The organism is Lacibacter sp. (assembly GCF_057361365.1).
Genome location: NZ_JBMQSG010000007.1, coordinates 138,449 through 160,296, shown reverse-complemented (window position 1 = coordinate 160,296; position 21,848 = coordinate 138,449). Strand labels below are relative to the sequence as shown.

At 37.2% G+C, this 21,848-nt stretch carries 15 protein-coding genes; 3 read left to right on the top strand and 12 right to left on the bottom strand.

The window, feature by feature from the left end; translation table 11 throughout:
* Positions 1-158: 158 nt before the first annotated feature.
* The 3 genes from ACO1QW_RS05515 to ACO1QW_RS05505 form a co-directional block, all read right to left on the bottom strand.
* Positions 159-1,982, bottom strand: a complete 1,824-nt coding sequence (locus ACO1QW_RS05515) for a hypothetical protein (RefSeq protein WP_486256467.1) — start codon at positions 1,980-1,982, stop codon at positions 159-161.
* A gap of 54 nt (positions 1,983-2,036) precedes the next feature.
* The gene (locus ACO1QW_RS05510) at positions 2,037-6,275 is read right to left on the bottom strand and encodes a T9SS type A sorting domain-containing protein (protein WP_486256465.1); all 4,239 of its coding nucleotides are present in this window, start codon (positions 6,273-6,275) and stop codon (positions 2,037-2,039) included.
* Between the two features lie 323 nt (positions 6,276-6,598).
* Positions 6,599-11,698: a PKD domain-containing protein gene (locus ACO1QW_RS05505; protein WP_486256463.1), complete on the bottom strand. Its 5,100-nt coding sequence runs from the start codon at positions 11,696-11,698 to the stop codon at positions 6,599-6,601.
* Positions 11,699-12,022: 324 nt separating this feature from the next.
* On the opposite strand from ACO1QW_RS05505, the gene ACO1QW_RS05500 reads away from it, so the two are divergent.
* Positions 12,023-12,691 carry an AbiV family abortive infection protein gene (locus ACO1QW_RS05500; RefSeq protein WP_486256461.1) on the top strand — a complete coding sequence of 223 codons (669 nt, stop codon included), beginning with the start codon at positions 12,023-12,025 and terminating at the stop codon, positions 12,689-12,691.
* 6 nt (positions 12,692-12,697) lie between these two features.
* Positions 12,698-13,081 carry a hypothetical protein gene (locus ACO1QW_RS05495; protein WP_486256459.1) on the top strand — a complete coding sequence of 128 codons (384 nt, stop codon included), beginning with the start codon at positions 12,698-12,700 and terminating at the stop codon, positions 13,079-13,081.
* Positions 13,082-13,197: 116 nt separating this feature from the next.
* Here the strand turns inward: ACO1QW_RS05495 and ACO1QW_RS05490 are convergent, their stop codons facing one another.
* The 9 genes from ACO1QW_RS05490 to ACO1QW_RS05450 all read right to left on the bottom strand — a co-directional run bounded on the left by ACO1QW_RS05490 (position 13,198) and on the right by ACO1QW_RS05450 (position 20,844).
* Entirely contained in the window at positions 13,198-14,316 is a 1,119-nt protein-coding gene (locus ACO1QW_RS05490) for a hypothetical protein (protein WP_486256457.1), read from the bottom strand.
* A 70-nt stretch (positions 14,317-14,386) separates the two neighbouring features.
* Complete coding sequence (locus tag ACO1QW_RS05485) at positions 14,387-15,118, bottom strand: hypothetical protein (protein WP_486256455.1); 732 nt, start codon at positions 15,116-15,118, stop codon at positions 14,387-14,389.
* A 245-nt stretch (positions 15,119-15,363) separates the two neighbouring features.
* Positions 15,364-16,359, bottom strand: coding sequence for a hypothetical protein (locus ACO1QW_RS05480; RefSeq protein ID WP_486256453.1), 996 nt, complete (start codon positions 16,357-16,359; stop codon positions 15,364-15,366).
* Between the two features lie 97 nt (positions 16,360-16,456).
* The gene (locus ACO1QW_RS05475; protein WP_486256451.1) at positions 16,457-17,620 is read right to left on the bottom strand and encodes a restriction endonuclease; all 1,164 of its coding nucleotides are present in this window, start codon (positions 17,618-17,620) and stop codon (positions 16,457-16,459) included.
* A gap of 36 nt (positions 17,621-17,656) precedes the next feature.
* Positions 17,657-19,165 (bottom strand): hypothetical protein, encoded by a 1,509-nt coding sequence (locus tag ACO1QW_RS05470; RefSeq protein ID WP_486256449.1) that lies wholly within the window; start codon positions 19,163-19,165, stop codon positions 17,657-17,659.
* A 46-nt stretch (positions 19,166-19,211) separates the two neighbouring features.
* Positions 19,212-19,730 (bottom strand): hypothetical protein, encoded by a 519-nt coding sequence (locus tag ACO1QW_RS05465; RefSeq protein ID WP_486256447.1) that lies wholly within the window; start codon positions 19,728-19,730, stop codon positions 19,212-19,214.
* A 20-nt stretch (positions 19,731-19,750) separates the two neighbouring features.
* Complete coding sequence (locus tag ACO1QW_RS05460; protein ID WP_486256445.1) at positions 19,751-20,239, bottom strand: hypothetical protein; 489 nt, start codon at positions 20,237-20,239, stop codon at positions 19,751-19,753.
* Between the two features lie 42 nt (positions 20,240-20,281).
* Positions 20,282-20,527: a hypothetical protein gene (locus ACO1QW_RS05455; RefSeq protein WP_486256443.1), complete on the bottom strand. Its 246-nt coding sequence runs from the start codon at positions 20,525-20,527 to the stop codon at positions 20,282-20,284.
* 65 nt (positions 20,528-20,592) lie between these two features.
* Positions 20,593-20,844 (bottom strand): hypothetical protein, encoded by a 252-nt coding sequence (locus ACO1QW_RS05450; protein ID WP_486256441.1) that lies wholly within the window; start codon positions 20,842-20,844, stop codon positions 20,593-20,595.
* A 121-nt stretch (positions 20,845-20,965) separates the two neighbouring features.
* On the opposite strand from ACO1QW_RS05450, the gene ACO1QW_RS05445 reads away from it, so the two are divergent.
* On the top strand, positions 20,966-21,847 hold the full coding sequence (locus tag ACO1QW_RS05445; RefSeq protein WP_486256439.1) for a HEPN domain-containing protein: 882 nt from the start codon (positions 20,966-20,968) through the stop codon (positions 21,845-21,847).
* Position 21,848: the final 1 nt, after the last annotated feature.

Sequence of the window (21,848 nt, the reverse complement as noted above, 5' to 3'; positions counted from 1 at the left end):
TCCTTTGTTCCGGTTTCTTTTCCATAAGGTTACCGTAGTGGATAGGGGTAATGATTGCTGCATAATTAGTTTTCTGTTACTTCTGGATATTATCTTCGTTTCGTTTACTGACTTCACACACAATTCCTCGCTACTGTTTATTATATTTTCTTGTTTTGTTATTTAAAGCTGAATACATAACCAATGTTTATCGTGGCTTCCCGGAAACCATTCGGTTGAACACTGTTTTTAAACCGTTGCGTATAGCCCATACTGAACGATATGCTGTGGCTCTCGGCAAATTTTTTGTCATCTTTTTTAATCGTGCCTTGTGTTGGCGAATTGCCAACCATCTCTGAACTATTTTTTTTGTCAGCAGTTTTTTTCGATGCTTCTTTCTTATTAGCAGAAGAATAACTCAGATTCCAACGCACATTCAAAACATCATTACCGACAATACCATTGCTCAGTGACTTGTTGTAAGTAAACGATGCCGAACTACGAAGGAGCTTTTTAAATAAACTGTTACCTATATTACAGGTTGGTCCCATGAATACAGCGTTACGATCTGCCGAAATATTTTTATTGTAATTAAAGCCGGTAGCCAGATTAATATTTTTTTCAGTCAGCGCCAGCGAGTAAGAAAGATTCATGGAATAAAAATCTGAAAGACTTCCTTTACCGGTTTCAGTACTTTGGTCACTTGCCCGTTGATAAGAGGCATTTGCCATAATACCATGACGGTAAAACTTATTTCCAAAGTTATACCCTGCCATTCCGTTGAAGGTTTGGTTCACCTGATAAAAATCCAATGTGTCAAGTGTATTTTGATAGAACGGGTCCGTTTGTGGACGCATATTGGTATAGGAGGAAAAATTGGAGTAGGTTCCTGCTATATTCCATTTTTCATTCAGTATAAGATTCGCATTCATATTACCAACAAAGCGTTTAGTGCTCGTGGTTTTCAGTTTATCCAGGTTATCCTTTTGCACACCTACATTGCCGGAAAAATTGAGCTTTCCCTTAAACAAACGAAAGCTGGGCATGATCGTATAATTTTCCAGATCGCTATTAAAATAATATGCACCCAGTGTCTGGTATTCCGGTGAAACACGTTCATACTTTAATTGAATCGCATAGTTATCTCCTGTGTAGCCTATTCCTATATTAGCAGCATCATAAAAACGGGTAGTATTCCTTGTCTTGATGTATCGGGATAAGAGACTAAAATTCTTTGTTTCCCTTTTAGCAGTATCCGACCGAAGATCGCCAGTCAAGCCGGAAACTGCATATTCAGCATCCATGAAAATTCTTTTTCCGATCTTCTTTTTACCGGAAAGACCCATTACAATATTCTCCTGTGGGGTAACCAACCCTCCGACTGGAATAAACGGAATGGAGTTTTTATCATCCTTGGCTTTAAAGAATATCGCCTCTATAGATTCTCCCTTTGTCTCATACCCTACTTTTAAACCATAACCTACTCTTTTAAAAGAAGCCTTTGTATTTACCGGATTTCTTACATCGGTATAGGGTATTGCCTCTCTCAGTTTGCCATACATCGCCATTACTCTCCAGTTGCGTGGAGTCAGTTCAAAACCAAATCCTTTAAACGTGTGACCAGCCAGCGTATAATTAGAAAACGTCATACTGGTTGTTCCTGTATACGTTTTTATCCATTTATATTTAGGCGCAAACCGGATCCTGTTAAATGGTTGCGAATAACGGAGCTGAGCATTTGTATAAGAAAAGGAAAAGGGAACATCGAGACCGAAAAGGTTAATGTTGATATTCCCGCCCGCAAACCAGTTGAACGGATCACGGCGTTTCAGCGAATCACTGGAAAAATAATTAATGGTGTTTATGTTTAAAGATCCGCTCATTTTTATTCCTTTCTTAAAACTGAATGCCCTGACTTTATTTTCAATAGCATCAATATCCTGAGCCAGGGTCTGTTTCCCTGCTAAGAAACCCAGGATAATTAAGAGTGCTATTTTTTTCATACGTTCATTCCTGCCCGTCCACAGTGATAATTAAAAATTTGTTTATTAAAAAAATTACTGCTTAATAATTTGCCTGTCACGTGCATCATTATCAGTTAACACTTTCAGGAAATAAGAGCCAGCCGGTAAAAACCCATTGGCATTGAGGTTGATCGTTTCCATTATTTCCTTCACGGAATTCCACCTTCGGTAATAGATCAGCATTCCGGAAACATTCCTGATATAGACTTCCAGTTTTTGATATCTGAATAATTTCACCTGCAATGAGAACTGGCCATTGTTGGGGTTTGGCAATACCAGTACTGTGTCAATTCCAGCGTAAGTGCTGTTAGTAAATACTATCGTCGAATCAAACGGTTTGATTACTACATCTTTTTCAATCGGCAAATCGCAGGCACCGAAATAGGGTATCATTTTTATTTTGTACGTACCGGGGCTATTAAATTTGAGACGTGGAGAATACTGATTATAGTCCACAACTATTGCGGCTGGATCAAATACCCATTTCACTGAATCCGGTTTTGGATTGCATACTTCCTTCACAACCACCGTGTCGTAAGCATTTTGTTTGCTTGATACGAGGAAATTGGTGTAGGTTGTTCCTAAATTTATTGGAATAATTTGTGAGGTCAGTGTATCGATACAGTTATTGTTATCCTTTACAACTACGTGATAGGACCCAGCGGCCAACCCATTGAATTCATTACTGCTTTGGAAAGATGTTCCGTTATTGACGGAGTACATATACGGAGATGTGCCACCGCTTGTGTTCAATATAATACGTCCATCTGAACTCCCAATACAAATTGGTCTGGCTGACGCGGTCGTCAGGATTTTAGATGGTTGCTTAATAATCACCGAAGAATCTGTTTTGCAACCCAAAGAATCTGTAACCCTTATTGAATATGATCCAGCTAATAAAGAATTAATTGATGCTGTCGAAGCTGAAACACCAGTCCATGAATAACTGTAAGGAGTGACATTATTGATGCCACTTGAAACGCCGATAGATATACTCCCTGTATTTGCATTAAAGCAATTGACATCTTGCTTCGTGATTATTAATGCAGGGCCTGTTGTTTTATAAGTCAGGGAACAGGTTGTTACACTTGTGCAACCATTTGCATCTCTAACCGTGACGGTATATTGTCCCCATAACAAATTATTAAAGACATTTGAACTTTGCCAATTTTCCCACCAGGCGCCAATTGAACCAGTTCTTACCAATTTGTATTGATAAGGTGCAACACCACCCGATGCAGTAATTGTTATATTTCCCGTACTATCATAAGAACAGGTTGTTCCTGTATAGGTAGTAGTTGCCGTGATAGTAGAAGCAGGTTCAGTGAGCGTTATTGTTTTACTCACAATGCAACCCCTTCCATCTTTTACATAAACAGTTTTATCCCCGGCAGTTAAACTATCAAATACATTACTGCTTCTGTAAGGCCCATTAATATTTCCAAGCGCATATTGATAACCGTTATAATTCCCGCCATTACCGCCGTTTGCGGTAATGGCTATTTTCCCATTTGTATTTCCATAACAGGAAATGCTGTATCCATTATAAATGGAAGTTGAATAAGTAAAATCCAAAGCCGTTGATGGACTTGTAATTATCACCTGTTCAGGATGGTTAATCTCACATCCCAGAGAGTCCCGCACTTTAATCGTATAGGTTCCCGGAGCAAAAGAAAATGTCTGAGGATTATATTGTGTAAGTGAGCCACCAGATGGAGTGTAGAAGTAAGTATAACTACCATATCCACCCGCCGCTATGGGGACGATCTTCGCTGTAGTTCCAATACATTTAATATCTGTTACTTCAACATTAGTTAGTATTAATTCATATACTGGCTCTGTTACATTTAAGTCTTCAGAATATTTTACACAGCCTTCCGTGTCCGTTATCTTCAGACGGAAAGTTCCAGGATACAGGTTTGTTAAAGAGGCCCCGTTACCCTGACCATTCAATGTATAATCATACCAGGATGTACCAGAAAGTTTTTGCCACTGATAAGAATAAGTTCCGCTGCCACCAGTTACGGCCGTTGCAGTCACCGAACCGTTGTTCTGGCCTTTGCATACGACATGCTGAATACTGAATTGCATAGCAATACTGCTTGGTTGAGATACGGTAATCGTGTTCTGATAGGCGATACTATCTGAACATTCACTGTTCTTATTCTTCACATAAGCTGCATATGTTCCAGCAGCCATATTTGCAAACTCACCAGTCTCAGATAAGATTTTTAAACCTGTAGAAGTATTAGCAAGATAATATTGGTAGGTGCCGGAACCACCAGTTGCAGTTAATTTGATAAAACCATTATCTGCACCATAACACTTTGAAGGATCATTGCTCACCAGTGATAATGCGAGCGGAGCAGCGTTGGCGATTGTGAAACTAGCATCATATCCAGCACAATTTGGTCGTTCGCCATCTCTTATTGACAACTGATAATTACCTGCTGCCAGACCTGTAACATTCCAAACGGTGTCTGAGGAATTATTTAGTGAGTCAATAATAGAACCACTTCTTGTAAGTAAATAATTATATGAACCGCTTCCGGCTCTTGCCAAAAGTGATATTTTTCCATTAACAGGCGAACCGCAGGTCGGCTGCGTGATCACACTTGTAACCTGGATTATTGTTGGTTGTCCAATAACCAAAATATCTTCCCTCAATTCATTACAGCCATCAACTACTTTTACTGAATAATTTCCTGCTTTCAGATTCGTAAAGTTTCCGGTGGAATTCGAAAAGGTTTCTGCTGTTGTTTCATTCTTTGCAACATAGACAATACTTGCCCGGTTGCCTCCAGTGCTTGAAAGATTAATAGAACCATCCTGTGCACCAAAGCATGTTACAGACTTACTGTAATTAGTAATCTGCAATTTCAACAAGGGGAAAGAATCTACCTGCACATTATGCCAGGCAAAGCATGTTCCATAAATGTCTCCTGGATTTGCAATCCGCAACGTATATTTTCCTGCCGGAACATTTGGAATAGTCAAGGTATTGCCGGTGAAAGAACCCGAAGCAATACTGAAGCCAACACAATTCTGTACTGTTGGATCGCAGTTAATGGAAGTGTTATCAAAACCGGCGTTAAGAATATATAAATAACTACCAACACCACTTATACCTTGTAACGAAATCGTACCAGTAGGGCTGCCAGGACATGAAGGGGTACTAAATGGTACCTCGCCCAAAGATGGCGCCGGAGGAGATACGCTTATTGATCCGGCTTCCGACCACTTCGATTCAAGATCGTTATATGCTCTTACTCTGAAATAAACAGATTTTGTCCGGTCAAGGTAGTTCCCGAAAATATCCGATAGCGGGTTAAATACAATAGAGTCAGCTGTTGGAGAATTGTATGGCAGCGTATTAGTCAATGTACGCCATGTTCTGTTTGGAATCGTGGGTGGTTCGTCACAACAATAATCAGTTACCCAATATGAATACTGCTGCCAGCCGTAATATTCATCGTAATAATCATAGTATTCCCAGTGACCACATCCATAGGTAGGGTCAGCAGGGCCACAATAAGCAGGATTTGGTACCATTACGTTATCAGTGGATACACTATATTCCCACTTGTATTTAATACCATCCTTTTTAAAATTGGGGCTATTGGTTTTTAATGTCAATAATTGGTTTACACAAATATTTGGCCCGAGCGAGTCAGTGTACTTCAATACCGGTTTATCAGGAGTCAATAAAGTATATCGTATTTCTAATTCACACCAGGCGTCTGTTCCGCCATTATAGTTGTGAACCTTCGTTCTTCTTGTAAATACACCTGCCGTTAAATCAGCAATCGTTGTAATATTCGAGGGAATATTTTGCTGCTGTTCATATAGATCAGGTTTGTTAAACGTTATTCCCGATACACCTTGAACTGTACAATCGTCACTGCCCTCTTTTCTTTCATGGTGGGTGGTAAATTGTATTGTGAATTCCCTTGCAGCGTTAGCGTTAAGATAAATAGGCTTTAATGTGAGATTTGGATAAATAGTTGTTCCTTTTGCTCCGTTTATACAACCATTGCCCGGATGCAAATTTTCCCATTGAGAACCTCTTGTATATCCCCAAAAACGATATCTCGCTCCTCTGCTGCCGTCATCCCAGTAATTATTTCCAAGGGAAACTACCCTGACATCAATCCGGTATTCGCCAACTGTTTGGGCAGTTGCTTGTTGATTAAGAAAAAGAGAAGAAAGAAAGAAGTATGAAATGAATACGACAATACATTTCAGGTAGGGCAACCTGCAATTTTTTCTCATAAGCTGGTTAAAAATGGTGGATTCAAAAAGTAAACTAGATTAAAACTGATTAATCTAACAATGCAGTAAATATAATCTCTAAACTTTAACACAAAAAATTATGTGTCTGTTTTTTCTAACTGTGCATTTAGGTCGTCAGCCGTGTAATTATAACTTATTACTGCAATACCTCTATTTAAAGCATGAAAATTTTCATATTCATAAAACTATTAGTTTAACTAAGCAATTACTCGTAATACTTAGTTAGAAGCAAATTTTTTTTGCATATAAACCTAATAACGAATGCAAGAGAAGCATCAAAAAAGTTCTTTATAGAATTTCTGTCATCTTAAAATGGTAATGTATCCAGTCTTACGGGTTTGTCCATCTTTCGGATCGATGACATAGTAGTATGTACCGGCTGGCAACGGTTTGCCATTATAAACTCCATCCCAAGCTTTAGTGTAGCCTCTTGAATAAAATAATAGTTGACCCTGCGGGTTGTATATCTCCACAATACAGTTAGGATACTTAATAAGGTTTTTTATTTCCCAAACATCATTGATTCCATCTCCATTGGGTGTAAATGTATTGGGTGCTTGAATAAGTTTCAGGACCTTGATAAATACTTCATCCGTTGCGACACATCCTCCATTTCCCGTTACAATCAATTTGTAAGAAATATTATCGGTAGCATTTGTTTTGGGATTCAGTACAGTATCATTATTCAGAAAAAGAGACGGTTCCCATTTGTATGTAAGCTGATCGCCGGAAGCGGTAGCCTTAATTGTCTGCCATACGCCTTCTGTAACAGTCAGGTCCGGGCCGGCATCAATAGCAGGCGGTGAATAAACTTTAATGTATTTTTTGACAGTATCAGAAATACATCCTTCACTATTGACGACGGAAAGTGAAGCATTATAATCACCTGATTTGTTATAAACATGCGCAGGATGTTGATCCGAAGCTTTTCTTCCATCACCAAAATTCCAGTTCCATTTGGTAATTGTTATTCCTTGACCCTCGCTCTTGTCAATAAATTCAAGCGTATTCCCAGGACAAGTTTCATACGTTGCATCAAAGTCTGCCTTTGGTCGATCAAACACATCAACCAGCATAGCACTGTCGATGGCAGCACAACCATTTACGGATGTCACTTGGAGTACCACGTTAAAAGGACCATGACCTTTATAATAATGTACCGGATTCTTATTCATAGAGAAATTTTCCGTTCCGGAATTAACATCTCCAAAATTCCAGAGATAGGTAAACCCGTCTTCGGTGCCATCAGGTATAGTTGATGCATCTTTAAATAATCCCCTCCCTTCCGGTAAACACACTTTAGGTAATTCGAACACAACCTTTGGTAATGGATTTACTTTTATTGGCAATGATTGGGGCAAACTTCTGCAGCCCTTATCAGAAGTTACCTGTAGTTGCACATTATACACACCACTTTTTGTAAACCGGTGAACGATGTTGCTGCCAGTAGTACTATCGACAGGACTGTTATCCTGAAAATTCCAATCCCACCTGTTAATGATTCCTTCATTTGTTATTGATACATCCTTAAAGAGAACAGGCTGATCTGTACACCTTACATCTGCTACTTTATAATTCGCTTCCGGTAAAGACCATACTGACTTTGTTTGTTCTGTTTCTGAGCTACACCCTTTATCCGATGTAAAAGTATATTTCAGCGTATGATTCCCTATTCCTGCAATTACGGGTGAGAAAACTCCATCAGCATTCACTCCCTTGCCGGAAAAAATACCACTTCCTGTTAGTCCGTTGATCACGTGAGCTTCAGTTACTTTTTCGGAAAGGGCATTTAAACATGCTCCGGGCATTGGCAGAAACTCTAATTGAGGGACTGCATTTATAGTTATCGTTTTTATCATTTCGCTGGTGCAGGTTTGACCAGAGAATACTTTAAATTTTATCTGCTTTCTCTCATTTGCTTTATTCTGGATAGAAGGGTACAAGTATTTATACTGTTTGTTTATGAATGGCTCTTCGTCAACTTCAAATTCTGCAGGCTTATTCTCATAATCCCAATATATTTCAACTCTGGTAATGCTGCCAAAATCAATCGTGGAACTATTTTTTATTTGAATGATCTCGTTATTACAAGTTTCGTTTCCGTTATTAATAATAAAATCTGCTTTCGGTACTGCACCATTTACGGTTAATGTTTTTGTAACGGTCCCGTTGCAACCATTCTTTGAGGTAACAGAAAGAAAGAGCGGGTAGTCTGCAGCCACATTGTACTTATGTAAACCATTTTTAGCAGTGGATGTATTAGGATTTGTATCAGTGGCGTTAGGGTCTCCAAAATTCCATAGATAGGTAAAATCATTTTCTGTATTATCAGAGATGGAGCTCAGATCAGAAAACTGCACAACAGCATCATTCAAACAAACTTCAGGCAACAGAAAATCGGGTTTTGGAACTGGATATATTTCTATTGGTTTAGTAATGATATTGCTCTTACAACCTTTATCACTTTCCACTTCAAGGGTAACATTGTAACCTCCGATCTTCGCATATATATGTTGAATTTTGTTGCTATCAATATTTAACGTTGTACCATCACCCAGATTCCATTTCCATCCGGTAATTAGCCCGCTATTTAAGATTGAAGCATCAGTAAAGATGGTCCCTTTTAATTCACACCCGGCACCCACCATATTGAAATTTGCTCTAGGTTCCGGATGAACAATGATTGTTTTTCTTATTGTATCACTAAAACATCCTTCTGCTGTAGTTACATAATGTTTCACAATGAATGTGTCAGCCACAGTGTAGTGATGAGTTGCCTCCAACCCTAGTTCTTTGGCACCATCTCCAAAATCCCAAAAAGATTCAGATAGCAACCTCCCCTTTAAATCACTTTTATCTGAAAAAACAATGTTGTTGCCCTGACATATTTCAGCTGCCGAAATATTAAAATCAGCCTTCACCGCTTCTAACACATTCATTAAATTTTTTGTGGTATCGGCAGTACAGCCATCTTTAGATGTTACAATTAATTTTATTGGATATACTTGAGCCTTGGAAAAGAAATGTGCCGGATTTTTAAGTATTGATGAATCCGGATTACTGCCGTTTGCGTTTGAATCATTAAAGTACCATTTATATGAAAACTGATTTTCTGAGTTATCGGCGATCGTTGATAAGTCTGAAAATTGAACAAGTCCATCTGGTAAACATACCTGAGAAGGAAGCGAAAAGTCTACTTTTGGCAGATCTTTGACAATTACCTCTTTCTCAAAAACTACACTTTGACATCCCTGTGCTGTCTTGACTGTTAATTTAGCCATATAGATACCGGAATTCTGATACAAATGATAAAAAGTAACTGGTGGTCTGTTTGTAATCCAGGAAGCGGATCCGTCACCAAAGTCCCATTTCCATTCAGTTATCCGCACTTGATTATAAAGCGACGAGGAATCGGAGAAAAACACTTTCCCTTTGGCACAGAAATTACCCGACACACCAAAACGAGCAACTGGAACCGGATTTATAAGTACTGCTTTTGTAATCGTATCTGAAACACACCCTGCATCGGTCATTATAGCCAGCTTCACATTGAACGAACCAGGAATGCTGTAACTGTGTGTCGGCTGGGATAATCCTGAGCTACTGTTATCACCAAAATCCCATAACCATTTTACAGATGACCGGTCTTCGATTTTTGAAGTGTCGTAAAAAGTAACTGGTGCGGGAAAACAAGAAACAGAAGTATAAAAATCAGCTGAAGGTCTCGGATAGACTCTCAGGTTAAAGATTATTTCCTGCAACCCGGAACAACCTTCCGCAGTCGGGTTATTTACTGTCACTTTCAATAAATAATTACCTTCCTGATCATACTTATAAGAATCCGGCAGTTCGTATACATATAATTGTTTGCCATTTTTTATAAAAGTTCTGGTATAAGCCGGCGCATTATCTGTTACGGACGTATGCAATGGTATATCCCAAACTAATTTAAGAGGCTGGTAAGGTAAGGTTATGGCAATTGAAAAAGGAAGGTCATCGCATGCGGAAGGAGTGTTGGTTGAAGCATTTTTATTGGTAATAGTAATATATTGGTAGAGATCAATTACATTGGCTCCGGCATTGTATCCATACGATTCTACATTCCCATAGCCGTAAGCTATAGCGTTAAACCCACTGTCTGCTTTTAAATTATGAGGACCAGGACTGACAGTAAATTTTGCGTAGGAAAATGATGGATCGACAGGATGAGGCCTAAACGCTGTAGTGTTAAGTTGTCCGTCAATTAGAAAACTACCAACAGCATCTGTTTTTAAGATGACATTGATGTAATGAGATGTTATTTGATAATTGGAAGTCGAATTCAAAGTTATATTATCGATTGTTTGTTCAATCGGACTTAAATAAATCATTTCAGGATCTCCGTTCGACCCTATCGCTGTATTACCACATTCGTTTTGAGTTGTGATATATTGCGCCACCATGATAGGTTTGTCCGATTCTATGATTTGCGGTGTGTTTGCCTTAAATTCATAAAAAAAGCCGTTAATTAGTCCCGAAAGAGGTTGGCCATTTACAACAACAGTCGTCGAAGGATCATTAACAGCTACGCGGAAAAAATTATTAGGCATCCCTTCTGTCGGGGTGGTTATATATTTCTTACCCCATGAACCTGCAGGAAAAGACTGTTGCATAATATTGTCAGATGTATTTTGGCCAGAATTACAGGAGATGTATATTTTCCCTGTACCGGCAAAAGCTGCAATTTTTTTACAGCTGGAAATTCCGTCACTTATCGATTTGATTTTTGAACCTGTCAGATCTGCCAATGACATCACATTATAAATTTCTCCTCTCTTCAAGCTTATTTGAAAAGGAACTCCTGCAGGTTTCCCGGCTTTGGTGTTTGCAGCGGGAGTTATTTCCACAAGGGTGTTATCCTCAGTCGCCACAACAAAAAAATATGAATACGAATCAGGTTCGTTTGATTTTTGCGTGTAGTTTATTGAATAATAATCTATGCCTAAAGTATTGGTAGGGAATAATACGGTTGCTCCTGAAACATTTTGATTGTAAATATGTGCATATGCAACAATTGGGTAATCACTGGTGATGTGAATCCCCCTGTTATATTTTCCTTCATCTATGAGCCTCGCATCCTGCCCGCCCGTTTTGGGTAAAGGTGGGGTAGTCACAACAGCATTTGCATTTACTACTCCGGAGTAAGACCAGCCGGTGCCCGGAATTTCTATTTTAAAATTTGAGGTTTGAGTTGAAGTGATGTAAAGCACCATTTCCTGCGCATTTGTTTGATTATTGGAAAGCATTTTTACATGATTTCCATAACCCACCCAAAAATCGGTTCCTTTATTGGAAAGATCCTGTGAAAAGACTATGTAAGGAAGTACAGTTATAAAAAAAAATACAGAAAAAAATTTAAACATAGGTCAATAGCCTATCGTTGGCTTTAACATTGAAAATAATAATAAAAATAGTCCATCTGAAATTAAAATATTGCATTGGAAATTTGTCCTCAATCGATCCAACAGATTAACCTGTTACCGGATAACCTCATTTTAACACAGTTAAAGTCTGAAATGCACAGCTATTAAAAAAAATTACGCAGGTGCTGCTTAAATATTATTAGGACATAGTTTTAAAGTTATAAATGATTATAGTTTTAGGATGTGGATTTTACGGTCTTCTTTCAGAAGAACCAAAAAAGCCGTACTTTTTGTGTACAACGCTGTTTTACGTTCTAGCAAATAATGAAAACATTCCTCCAATTAACAAAAGAAGAATGCCTGGATGTGTATTCTGAAGTTCAATCAAATGCGGAGACACTTTTCAGTTCTGCACGGATTCTTGCCAATCATGGACATTATGGAAATGCCATCGGTTTACTTGTTTTGGGTTCGGAAGAATACATCAAATCGTTTCTTCTCTTTCTGGAAGGTTATGGATTTGATCTTTTCCAACTAAAAGAAATACAAGCTGTTTTTTCAAAACATGGAACACGGCCCCAAATCCTGCGTAACTCTTATTCGATCTGGATGGTGCTGAAACATGTTCTTGATCGTCTCCTTCCTTCAAATGGCGGAAGTACTGAAACTATTCCCTCCGATGTCCGCTTAATTACTTCGGGCAATAATTTTGCCTGGTGGGAAAAAGCAGATCATCTGAAAACGAAAGGACTTTATTCCGACTACCTGGGCAGGTTGATCTGTCCCTCCAACCTGATACAAAATGACTATCAAAATGCAGCAGCAAAAACACAAAATATCCCTTTTGATGTATCAAGGTATACAAAACAGATAAGGGCGTTAAATCGACACGAATTAAATGATTTAGTTTACGAAATCGAAACCTCTAAACTGGCCGACATGATTGAACAGTCAATAAAACGAAAAACAAGAAAACCCAACACTCAACAATAACTTGCCATGAAAATCACCACTTGCACCTGGCTATTATTACTTATTGTCCTTGCTTGTACAAATACCTCAAAAAGACATCATGACGGCGTTTATGTTTATACTGATACATTGCAACAATCGCCGAATGTGCAGAAAATTAAAGTCGACGGAAAGTGGATGTATCACACTATTCAATCAACAATAGGTAATAGGAAAACAGAGGAATATAAATTCGTTTGTATTCAATATCCAGATAAGATCAGTATACCATTACCAAAGGGACATTCTGTTACAGTTGAAATTGACAAGGAAGGCAACTTGATGTATGATGGTATGTTATTTAAAAGAGAATTCATTCGCATTATTGATCCGGCTCCTATACCCGAAGCGCTTAAAGAAGCGATTAAATAAAAATTATAGGGATAGCGAACCATGTTGTTGTGCCATCCATATAAGGGGCATTTACGCCAACACTACTCCATTCTATATTTTGTAAACACTTTTACATTCTGTGGCATTCCTGTTTTTCACTCTTGATTGATTTGTAATTTTTGCGTAGCAGGCCTTACAGGTTGCCTCGAAGAAATTGTTCGTGTCGCTTTGAGAAAAAGATGTCCTCCATGTGTTCTTGTAGCTCCTAAACTTGCGATTGACGTTTCTACAGCAATATAGCCTCTTATTGTATTGGCGTCTTTCATCCCCAACGAATAAAATGTCAGCACCGGATAGTTGTTAGATGGTCTCTTAACGGTAACCAGTTCCCTTCCATTGTACAGTAATCTTAAAGTTTGACCGGTTGTATTGTTATGGTTCACATTATTGCCAGAAAGTAATTCAATATTGTAGTTGATAGTACTTCCAATTAAAGAGACTTCGAAAGGCAAATAAAAAACATTGATCTGCGGATTTTTTAACCAAGGCAGGTTGGGGCATTCATTCGAATTGTAATAATATTCCTTTCTTCCAAACCTGTCCTGGTTGTCGTGCATTGAATAAAGGTAAAATGCCGTGGTATTTGGTGTGATCTCTTCCTTATGCCACATTTGCTCAACCGGATGTATTTCAGGGTTATTCCCTTCATGGCTATTATCGTATACATATGGGCCATATACTCCAATGCCTTTGAACTCCATTTTTTGCCGCATACCATTTTGAAAATAAGTGGCCCCATCATTTGCTACAGTGTTTCCTGGCTCCATAAATGCTATCTCACAACAAATGGCGTTGTTTTCATAGTAATGACCTGTTGGTTTTTTTGAATTAAATAACAATGGCCGGAATACAGGATCGGGTATTATATAAAAGTCTATATCACCGTCACTATTTTCATCAAAGTTGGAATGCATTTTAAGATAGCCGCATAATGTTTGTTTATACCCTGTTATTGGTATCCAACCTCCTCCATCATTGTGTTTTGCTGCACAGTTCCCTATAAATTCATTCATTCCAATAAAGCCAGTTCCCGCAACTCCATACTGCAAAAGATTGATGCTATCCCAAATAAGTAAATCTTTTTTGCTGTAGGTATATCTTAATGGCCCATTAAGGTTCATGTCTTGACAATAGACATCTCTATTTGTCAAAATCAGAACAACAAAAATGAAGAATAGATACTTCGGTTTAAATGGAAGTAATACAGGTTTCATATTCGTTAAATTTTAAGTGACTCTGAACAACGTATCTCATACGATTTTCCAAAATCAATAGTGTCCGTTATTAATGTTGCTTCGTTGTTGTATCAAGATCTGACTGAACATCACTCATGACATCGGCCAGCTCATGAAGTTGTTTGGTTGGTGCTTCAAATAAAACTGAGTAACTACCAAGCATCACTGCCGCCTGAGGAACATTGTAAGGATTCATTGTTCCCGGTGGACCAAGAACTTCATTAACATCTTTGATAGCATTTGCAGCCAGATCTAAAGTTTGAGTAAAGAACTCGATCATTCTCTGGTCATCTGCATAAAAATTACTGATCGTACTATGCAGTTCGATGGTACGTTGTTGTGCCTTTGCTCCAAGCAACCCAAAGAGTGAACCCCAGGATTTATCCTTGGTGCTTGTATCAAGCTTATCCCGAAGTTCACGCACTTTTTTGCAATCTGCCCTAAGCTGGCGAATATCATTTCTGAGAGCGTTAATATCCTCCTGCTGCTTCATGACATAGTCATTAAACCGGGCAAGTTCACTATCTGCTGTCATACGATCAACAGCAGCTCTGCCGTCAGTGACAAACCGGAAACTGCTCATTAAACCAGATACTCTGGACATACCTATGATAGCCCTGTGCATTTGAGCAATAAGGTCGCTGAAATCCTTTTGTGCTTCGGGGTGTTTCAATGCAAGAAACTTTTTTCCGTCATTTACAGCATCAATAACTTCTCTTGTGCTTTTAACAACATCTCCAATTGTTATTATTATGGTTGCAACATCTTTAACTGAAGTCATAAAGAATATGTTAGAGATTAATTGAAAAAATGCAAACCGTTAAAAACGAAGAGTACTGAACCTTGTAGTAGATTCTTAAGGTAGGAGTCAATATTAACCCAAGTAACAAGTTTTTACTGAAAGATACAATACCACAAAGCGGGCATAACGGGTATTCGTATTGATGAATGCAACGATGCTCAGCATAATCACCTACATCAGATTAACTACTTTATTAACCCAATTGCTTTGGATTCAGTACCTGGTCATTTTTCATGCCAGATAGTTTGAATCTTATTATCTCCCAGAACAAAAGTAAACCTTTGGTATTGTAAACTATTGTCTTTTGTACCATCACCGAGCTTAGGGAAAAATTTTACTCCAATCGATATATTATCTAATCTAAAAATCCATTGAGATCTGATTATGAAATTTTGGGCACATAAATCCTGACTTGTGGATTTTATATGATTTACAAATTCCTTTTTCCCTTCTATTCTTAACTCTTTTTGCCAATCCAATTTATTTATGTACACTACTTTCTTGGCAAGATTTTTAATCATTCCATCAATGTCAGAACTGTTGCAGGATTTAATAAATTCCCTGATAATTTTCCTGGGAATTCTCTGTTCCTCTGCTATCTTTTTGGTTTGCTGCTTCTGATAGTTCTTAAAATCATTATTTACTATGTTCTGAAGTTTTGAAAATCCAGAATGAAAAGCGTCTATTGGTGATTTATGTAATCTATCTTTCAAGATTTCTGCGCTAACGCCATCCTCAGCTTTTTGTTTGAAATAATCTAAAAGAAGGAAACCCTTTTCGCCAGAGATTGTATTTATTCCATTCACTATATTGATATAGTAATCTTGAATACTATTTCCAAACAGCACTTTAATCCTGGGACTGAACCTTTCCTTCGTTTTGGTTCGCCTTTTTATTAAATACTTCACTTCATCTAAAGGGTTTTCAATTGGCCTTCCCCATTTATCAGTTGAACATTCAGATTGATACCTTGATATTTGCACTCTGATTTCCTCTCCGCCGTTTCCTAAGTCGGTAGTAAATTCATATTCCGGGAAACATTCTTTTATGGCAGCGTCTAACTCCCATTCTTCATAATCGCTTGAAATTTTTATCTTATAATGATTTTCATATTCAAGTATGAATACCGGCAATTGCATCTTTCTTTCACAAACTTTTTGTGTTACTATATCTATATCAGATTTTCTATAAGTTATTATGGTTATCTCGGTTTCTATCATTCAGGTAGTTTCCGGAATATAGCACACAATGCAAATATCTGCAACATTTAAAATTCAAATGTTTCTGAAATACACTTTGCCTACTGTTTGATTCTTATTAATCATCATTTTTCATTAGCTCATACAAATGGTCAGGTAAAACCGGAAATGCTAAAGATTTTGTTTTCAAATCGTCTTTAAAAATTTTAACCATGTCTTTTGCATTCTCTAAATCGCTACGTTCCGGCCGGTCAAGAGATTGTTCAAGCATCTTATAGTTGTTTAACACTTCTTCCATTAGTACATGCATCCCGTCTCCTTTGCCTTCCTTGTAGATATACTTCCAGATTGAAAGTCCAAATTCGGCAATTTTAAAATTATTGATCTTTATAAAAGCATCATATATCAAGTTAAACCCGATATTAATGCATTGTTTACCATTTGCAATTCGGGCTTTAATGTCAGTGTCATACGAGGATGGAAAAAAAGTCAAAACCAAAGAATGTAAGGAACTCGAAATCTTAGAAGGCATATTTGCTCTTCCTCTTTCAGAAATTAAATCTAAGAAGGAAAATATTGTTGTTGCAATTTTCTCATTTGAATGGTCAGAGAATCGATAAAGCTTATTGAGAGAATCATCTATATTATCCCAATCATTGTAACTAAGCTCGCTCTTTATTTTTTCAATTTCTATGAGAATAATTGCTGTTTTAGCAATGCGTAAGATGTCTTCTTCGTTAAAGAATTCTGACAACTTTTTCTTAGTGTCATCATGATTTATTCTTTCCAGATTTCCTTGCTTCCTATACTTCTCATAAGAAAGTGGAAAGTAACTCTTGAGTAATCTATCTCTTTGATTACAATTGAAAAGTTCCTTTTCAATTCTTGTGCCGTCGTAGATGGTGTATTCAAATTTATCTTTCAATGCATCCAGCCTATTGGACATAGATGATGCTGCAATTGTGGAATAAAAACCCATAAATGCCTGGCAATTATGTTGTGCTATCCTATCTTGAATACTAGGCTCGTCTTTAACATAAACCGAAGCCCCTGAATGAGCCTTGTGTTTACAACTAACCAACCACTTTATATTTGTCTCTCCACCAACACCTTTTCTCGTTTCAATTATTATCAGATCCTTTTCACCATCTGACCCACGATCAGGTCGTCTTACTATTGTAAAACCGATTGTTTCTAAAAAATCACACGCAAACTGTTCAAATCGATCCTTGTCTCCATCCCCTTTATTCGCTTTTGGAATTTCCTTGAAGTCAATAATCATTGTTGGATTTAAATTTATAGTAGCACTTGCTACATTTTAGTACATGGTTCCTGAAGCACTTTGACTTGAATTGTCCGTCCATGAAAAGCTATGTTTCCCATCATCAACATCCTTGATGTATTTTTCAAATTCCTCGTGATAATGCATTCTAAGTTCCGACAAAATAAAGCTTGTATACTCAATTACAAATTGCAATTCAATATTCCCCACATCTGTTTCGATGTAGAGTTGGCCATCCAATTGTAGAACCTGGTAAAGCCTCAATCTTTTCCTACAATATCGTAGAATAGCTTTAATCCTTTGAGCGAAATAACTATTATTGGTATACCACGTAACAAATGGTGAGTGATATTCAATATCTCTTAATCTTTCCTCAATCTTGTCTTTAAGGATATTGAATGGTAAGGGTCCTTTTTGTTCAGCATCAACAATAAAATTTTTAACCAGCACGCCATCGTATTGTTCTTTTGAATTGTAGTGGCTGAACATAGCCAGATTTGTTTTAAAAGCACCGCTTAACCACCCTGTGGTTGAACTTATCTGTTTCTGACTATATTTTGTTGACGGATAAATAATGCCATCATATTTATGCAGACGGATTGCTTCCGTTAATAATTGAGACAAGACATATTCTTCATAAAAACTGTTCAATGTTTTACCTTCCGGGGATTGAAATTTATCGGTAACAAAAGTACAAACCTGGCTCAAAGCAAATTTTCTAATCGTTATCCTTACGCTGTCCCGATTCATGAATGTATAGGTATCGATAATGTTTTCCCGAACCAAATCATCTTTTTCCAGTATAACATCCATAATAACATCGTTCAGCATATCATAGGCTAAATTGGAAATATCAAAAATATTGATGCGTTCAGGTGTTTTGAAATCAGCACCTGGATACCGACGATATGCAGGATTAAATCCCCAAAAACTGAAAGAAAGGTTTGACTTTGCAGGCTCATCTAATGTCGTTAAGCCCATTTCAAAACACGCAGTGGATAAGCTTGAACCTAAATATAATAGCGGAATACCTGAAACACTAAAACGCTGATTCCCTACTAAATATCTTTTAGAAAATGGTATATGATTATAGTAATTGCTCTGTGTTATTTCATCTTTTGTCTCATTGCCAAACCACCTGCATCGAAAAAATCCACCTAACAGTTCCCAATCTACCTTGTCCAATAAACTGTGTCTATCTAATAAGTCATGTAACCTCAGAACTGCATTGTGCTGTTTCCCACGGATGAAAACATGATAGATTTCTAATGCTTCCTCCAGAATATTTTTTATAACAGGTACTTCTTGCAGAAATAATTTTCGATATTCTTCAAGCCATTTTACAACCTCAGATCTAGTAGAAAGATGTGCATGCAAATATGTTGACTCCCCTTCACTCACTAACTTATCTGGAGTAAGCTCTTCTAAAAAAAGATCAATATAGTTCTTTAGAGCCATTTCAAGCGGAAGCCTATTAGGTCTTTGTCTTGACCTCTCCTTCAGTTCATATTGAAACTCGTCAGTAATAAAATCATAAATATGCATAGGTGGTTTTTTTATATTTCTTATACCAGGATTTCAAATCTCATTCTTATTCAACAACATGAACAATTTTGCCCGTTGTTGCAAGCAAAGTAATCATAACCTCTATTCGTGGTGGTCGCCTTTCTCCAACCTTAGGACTGTGATTGGTAATTTTTCCATCCCAGTAATTCCGGAAATTATCCAAATTGGTAGGACTGCTTTTAAAATCCAACCAATTTGAATCTAAACTCCAAAATCTCTCAGCAAATATTTCTATAATTGGAATAGGGTGAGTTGGCTTAGGAACAATTGAGTTAGCAAACATTATTGCTTCCAAGATTGAATTCGCTGCAAATATGGATTGGAATCTGGAAGCATACAATGAGTAGTGGTGTTCTCTTTTTATCATCTCCAGGCAAAATTCACTTTGCTGAGCCAAATCCATTTCATCAAACGGTTTCGTTTGAAACGCTGACCAATAAGCACTCCCAAAGTATGACAACCCATTTTTGTCTAACTCAATTATCTGGTTTTCCTTCAATGAAGCGGCTCTATCCGCATGATAAAATATGTGCTTTCGAATCATTTTTCTTCAACTATCAGATGCTAGATTGAATTTATTGTTTTTATAATTTCGTCAAGTATGTCGTAAGGGAGGCTGCACATATAAAATCCATTTATAAGCTCTGCCGACTCATTATTTCCCCCAATCAAAAGCCTAATTTCAAAATCTCTTGGATAAGCATAGAACGTACGCCCTACAACCGTTGGGAGAAGTTCATATGAAATATCAGGGAAAAACTGAATTGTTATCTTTTTTCGTGAACCACCCTCCAGTGTCCTCAAATAATCCTCAAGTTGTCCTTTAAAAATAATTTCAACATTGTACCTCAAAAAAGTAGTGGGAAAGTAATGTTGGATAGCACTAATAATATTTTCATCGATGATGTCACCTGCTTTATAGTCATATTCCGTGGGATTGAAAATTCGAGTATAAGGCAAATAACCTCTAAACTTATTCCATTCAGGCCCATCAATTTGTATCACTTTCAGAACTTTCCGACCATCTATTGGTAAAAACTCTATCGATTTCATCTTTTAAGTATTTTTTCATGAATCTTTTCCTTAAAGGCTTCATCATCTTGGCATTGGGGTCTGCAAAACTGTTATGTTAATACTTAAAACATCATCACCATTAAAATGCCATCTTTTTTTATCACTAAACCTCACAAAATTCCATTCATTAGCATCTCGATTGGCAGGATGTTCTTCATCAAAATCAAAATAGCCAAACCACGATTCGTTATTCTTAAATTTAATAATTGTTACATTATTGTCATAGGTCACTGTGTTAGCAAATACCGCTATTTCTTCTTTTGTCATATATTTTGAAATTCTTTAAAATGCTTTTGTGGTTAACACCTTATTGTTCATCACGAACCGTGATTTTAGCCAATGCCTTTGAAATCAATCTCATTCAAATACTTCTTCATTGCTTGCGCATTAGTGCTTGCAAAGCTTTTAAAAGCCCAGCGCACATCGTATTCTGTATGCCACACTTCTTCCACATAAAAAGAATGTATTTGGTAAAGTTTGTAACGGTGCACTTCATCTTCCCGTTCGGCTACAACCGCACCATATTTCCATATGGCCTTCAACTGTTCAAGCTCATCGCTGGTATTAAATTCGTAAAGCGTCATAAATGAAGGTGCGTTTGGGTAATTGCTCAAAATAAAAAGTAATTTTTGTTTATACAAGTTGTAATCAAATAAAAATTTACTTCTTTAAATCTCTCCATTCTATTTTCTTACATTTACCTTGATGAAAACATCACTATCTCATTTGCCGGAAAAGAAGCAATTCGAAATAAAACACATTGCAGAAATCATTCAGGAAGTAATTAATCCCGAAATGATCATTCTTTTTGGTAGTTACGCAAAGGGCAGACAAGTTGAGCATCGTTATACTGGAAGAGATGGTTCACTAAATGAGTATATTAGCGACTATGACTTCCTGGTGGTTACTAAAAAAGTTACTGAAGAAACGTCGGAACAGGAATGGACAATAGAGGAACGAGCGGAGATTTATGATGTGCCTGTTAATCTTGAAATTCATGAAACGGAATATATTAATGAGGGCTTAGAAAAGGGTCAATACTTTTTTTCTGATATTTTGAAAGAAGGTATTGTTCTATATAGCAACAACGATATAATATTTGCTGAGCCTAAGATTCTTACTGTCCAAGAACAGAAAGCAATTGCTTTGGAACATTATAATACGTGGTTTACCAAAGGAGCCAGAGCCCTTCGTTTAGCAAAAGAAGCTTTAAAAGATTCTCTAGTAAAGGGAGAAGATTTTAACGATGTAGTTTTTCTTTTACATCAAGCGGCAGAACGGTTGTATTATTCTACGCTTTTAGTTGAAACAGGATACAAGCCTAAGACTCACAATCTAAGAAAACTTAGGCAAAAGTCAAAACACATCTCGGAAGATTTATTTTTAATATTTAAAGCAGAAACCGATAAATCTGATAAACATTTATTTGAGTTGTTGAAAAAAGGCTACGTCGATGCACGTTACAAGAGAAACTATTCAATCAAATTGGAAGAAGTAGAAATCTTAATCCAAAGACTTGAGGTTATGTGTAGTCTTGTTGAAGAAATTTGTAGTTCAAAAATTAAATCTCTGACAAATACCAATTAAG

Coding starts and splice junctions, on each gene's coding strand:
- ACO1QW_RS05515 (WP_486256467.1), bottom strand. CDS start 1,982: ATGAAAAAAATAGCACTCTTAATTATCCTGGGTTTCTTAGCAGGGAAA.
- ACO1QW_RS05510 (WP_486256465.1), bottom strand. CDS start 6,275: ATGAGAAAAAATTGCAGGTTGCCCTACCTGAAATGTATTGTCGTATTC.
- ACO1QW_RS05505 (WP_486256463.1), bottom strand. CDS start 11,698: ATGTTTAAATTTTTTTCTGTATTTTTTTTTATAACTGTACTTCCTTAC.
- ACO1QW_RS05500 (WP_486256461.1), top strand. CDS start 12,023: ATGAAAACATTCCTCCAATTAACAAAAGAAGAATGCCTGGATGTGTAT.
- ACO1QW_RS05495 (WP_486256459.1), top strand. CDS start 12,698: ATGAAAATCACCACTTGCACCTGGCTATTATTACTTATTGTCCTTGCT.
- ACO1QW_RS05490 (WP_486256457.1), bottom strand. CDS start 14,316: ATGAAACCTGTATTACTTCCATTTAAACCGAAGTATCTATTCTTCATT.
- ACO1QW_RS05485 (WP_486256455.1), bottom strand. CDS start 15,118: ATGACTTCAGTTAAAGATGTTGCAACCATAATAATAACAATTGGAGAT.
- ACO1QW_RS05480 (WP_486256453.1), bottom strand. CDS start 16,359: ATGATAGAAACCGAGATAACCATAATAACTTATAGAAAATCTGATATA.
- ACO1QW_RS05475 (WP_486256451.1), bottom strand. CDS start 17,620: ATGATTATTGACTTCAAGGAAATTCCAAAAGCGAATAAAGGGGATGGA.
- ACO1QW_RS05470 (WP_486256449.1), bottom strand. CDS start 19,165: ATGCATATTTATGATTTTATTACTGACGAGTTTCAATATGAACTGAAG.
- ACO1QW_RS05465 (WP_486256447.1), bottom strand. CDS start 19,730: ATGATTCGAAAGCACATATTTTATCATGCGGATAGAGCCGCTTCATTG.
- ACO1QW_RS05460 (WP_486256445.1), bottom strand. CDS start 20,239: ATGAAATCGATAGAGTTTTTACCAATAGATGGTCGGAAAGTTCTGAAA.
- ACO1QW_RS05455 (WP_486256443.1), bottom strand. CDS start 20,527: ATGACAAAAGAAGAAATAGCGGTATTTGCTAACACAGTGACCTATGAC.
- ACO1QW_RS05450 (WP_486256441.1), bottom strand. CDS start 20,844: ATGACGCTTTACGAATTTAATACCAGCGATGAGCTTGAACAGTTGAAG.
- ACO1QW_RS05445 (WP_486256439.1), top strand. CDS start 20,966: ATGAAAACATCACTATCTCATTTGCCGGAAAAGAAGCAATTCGAAATA.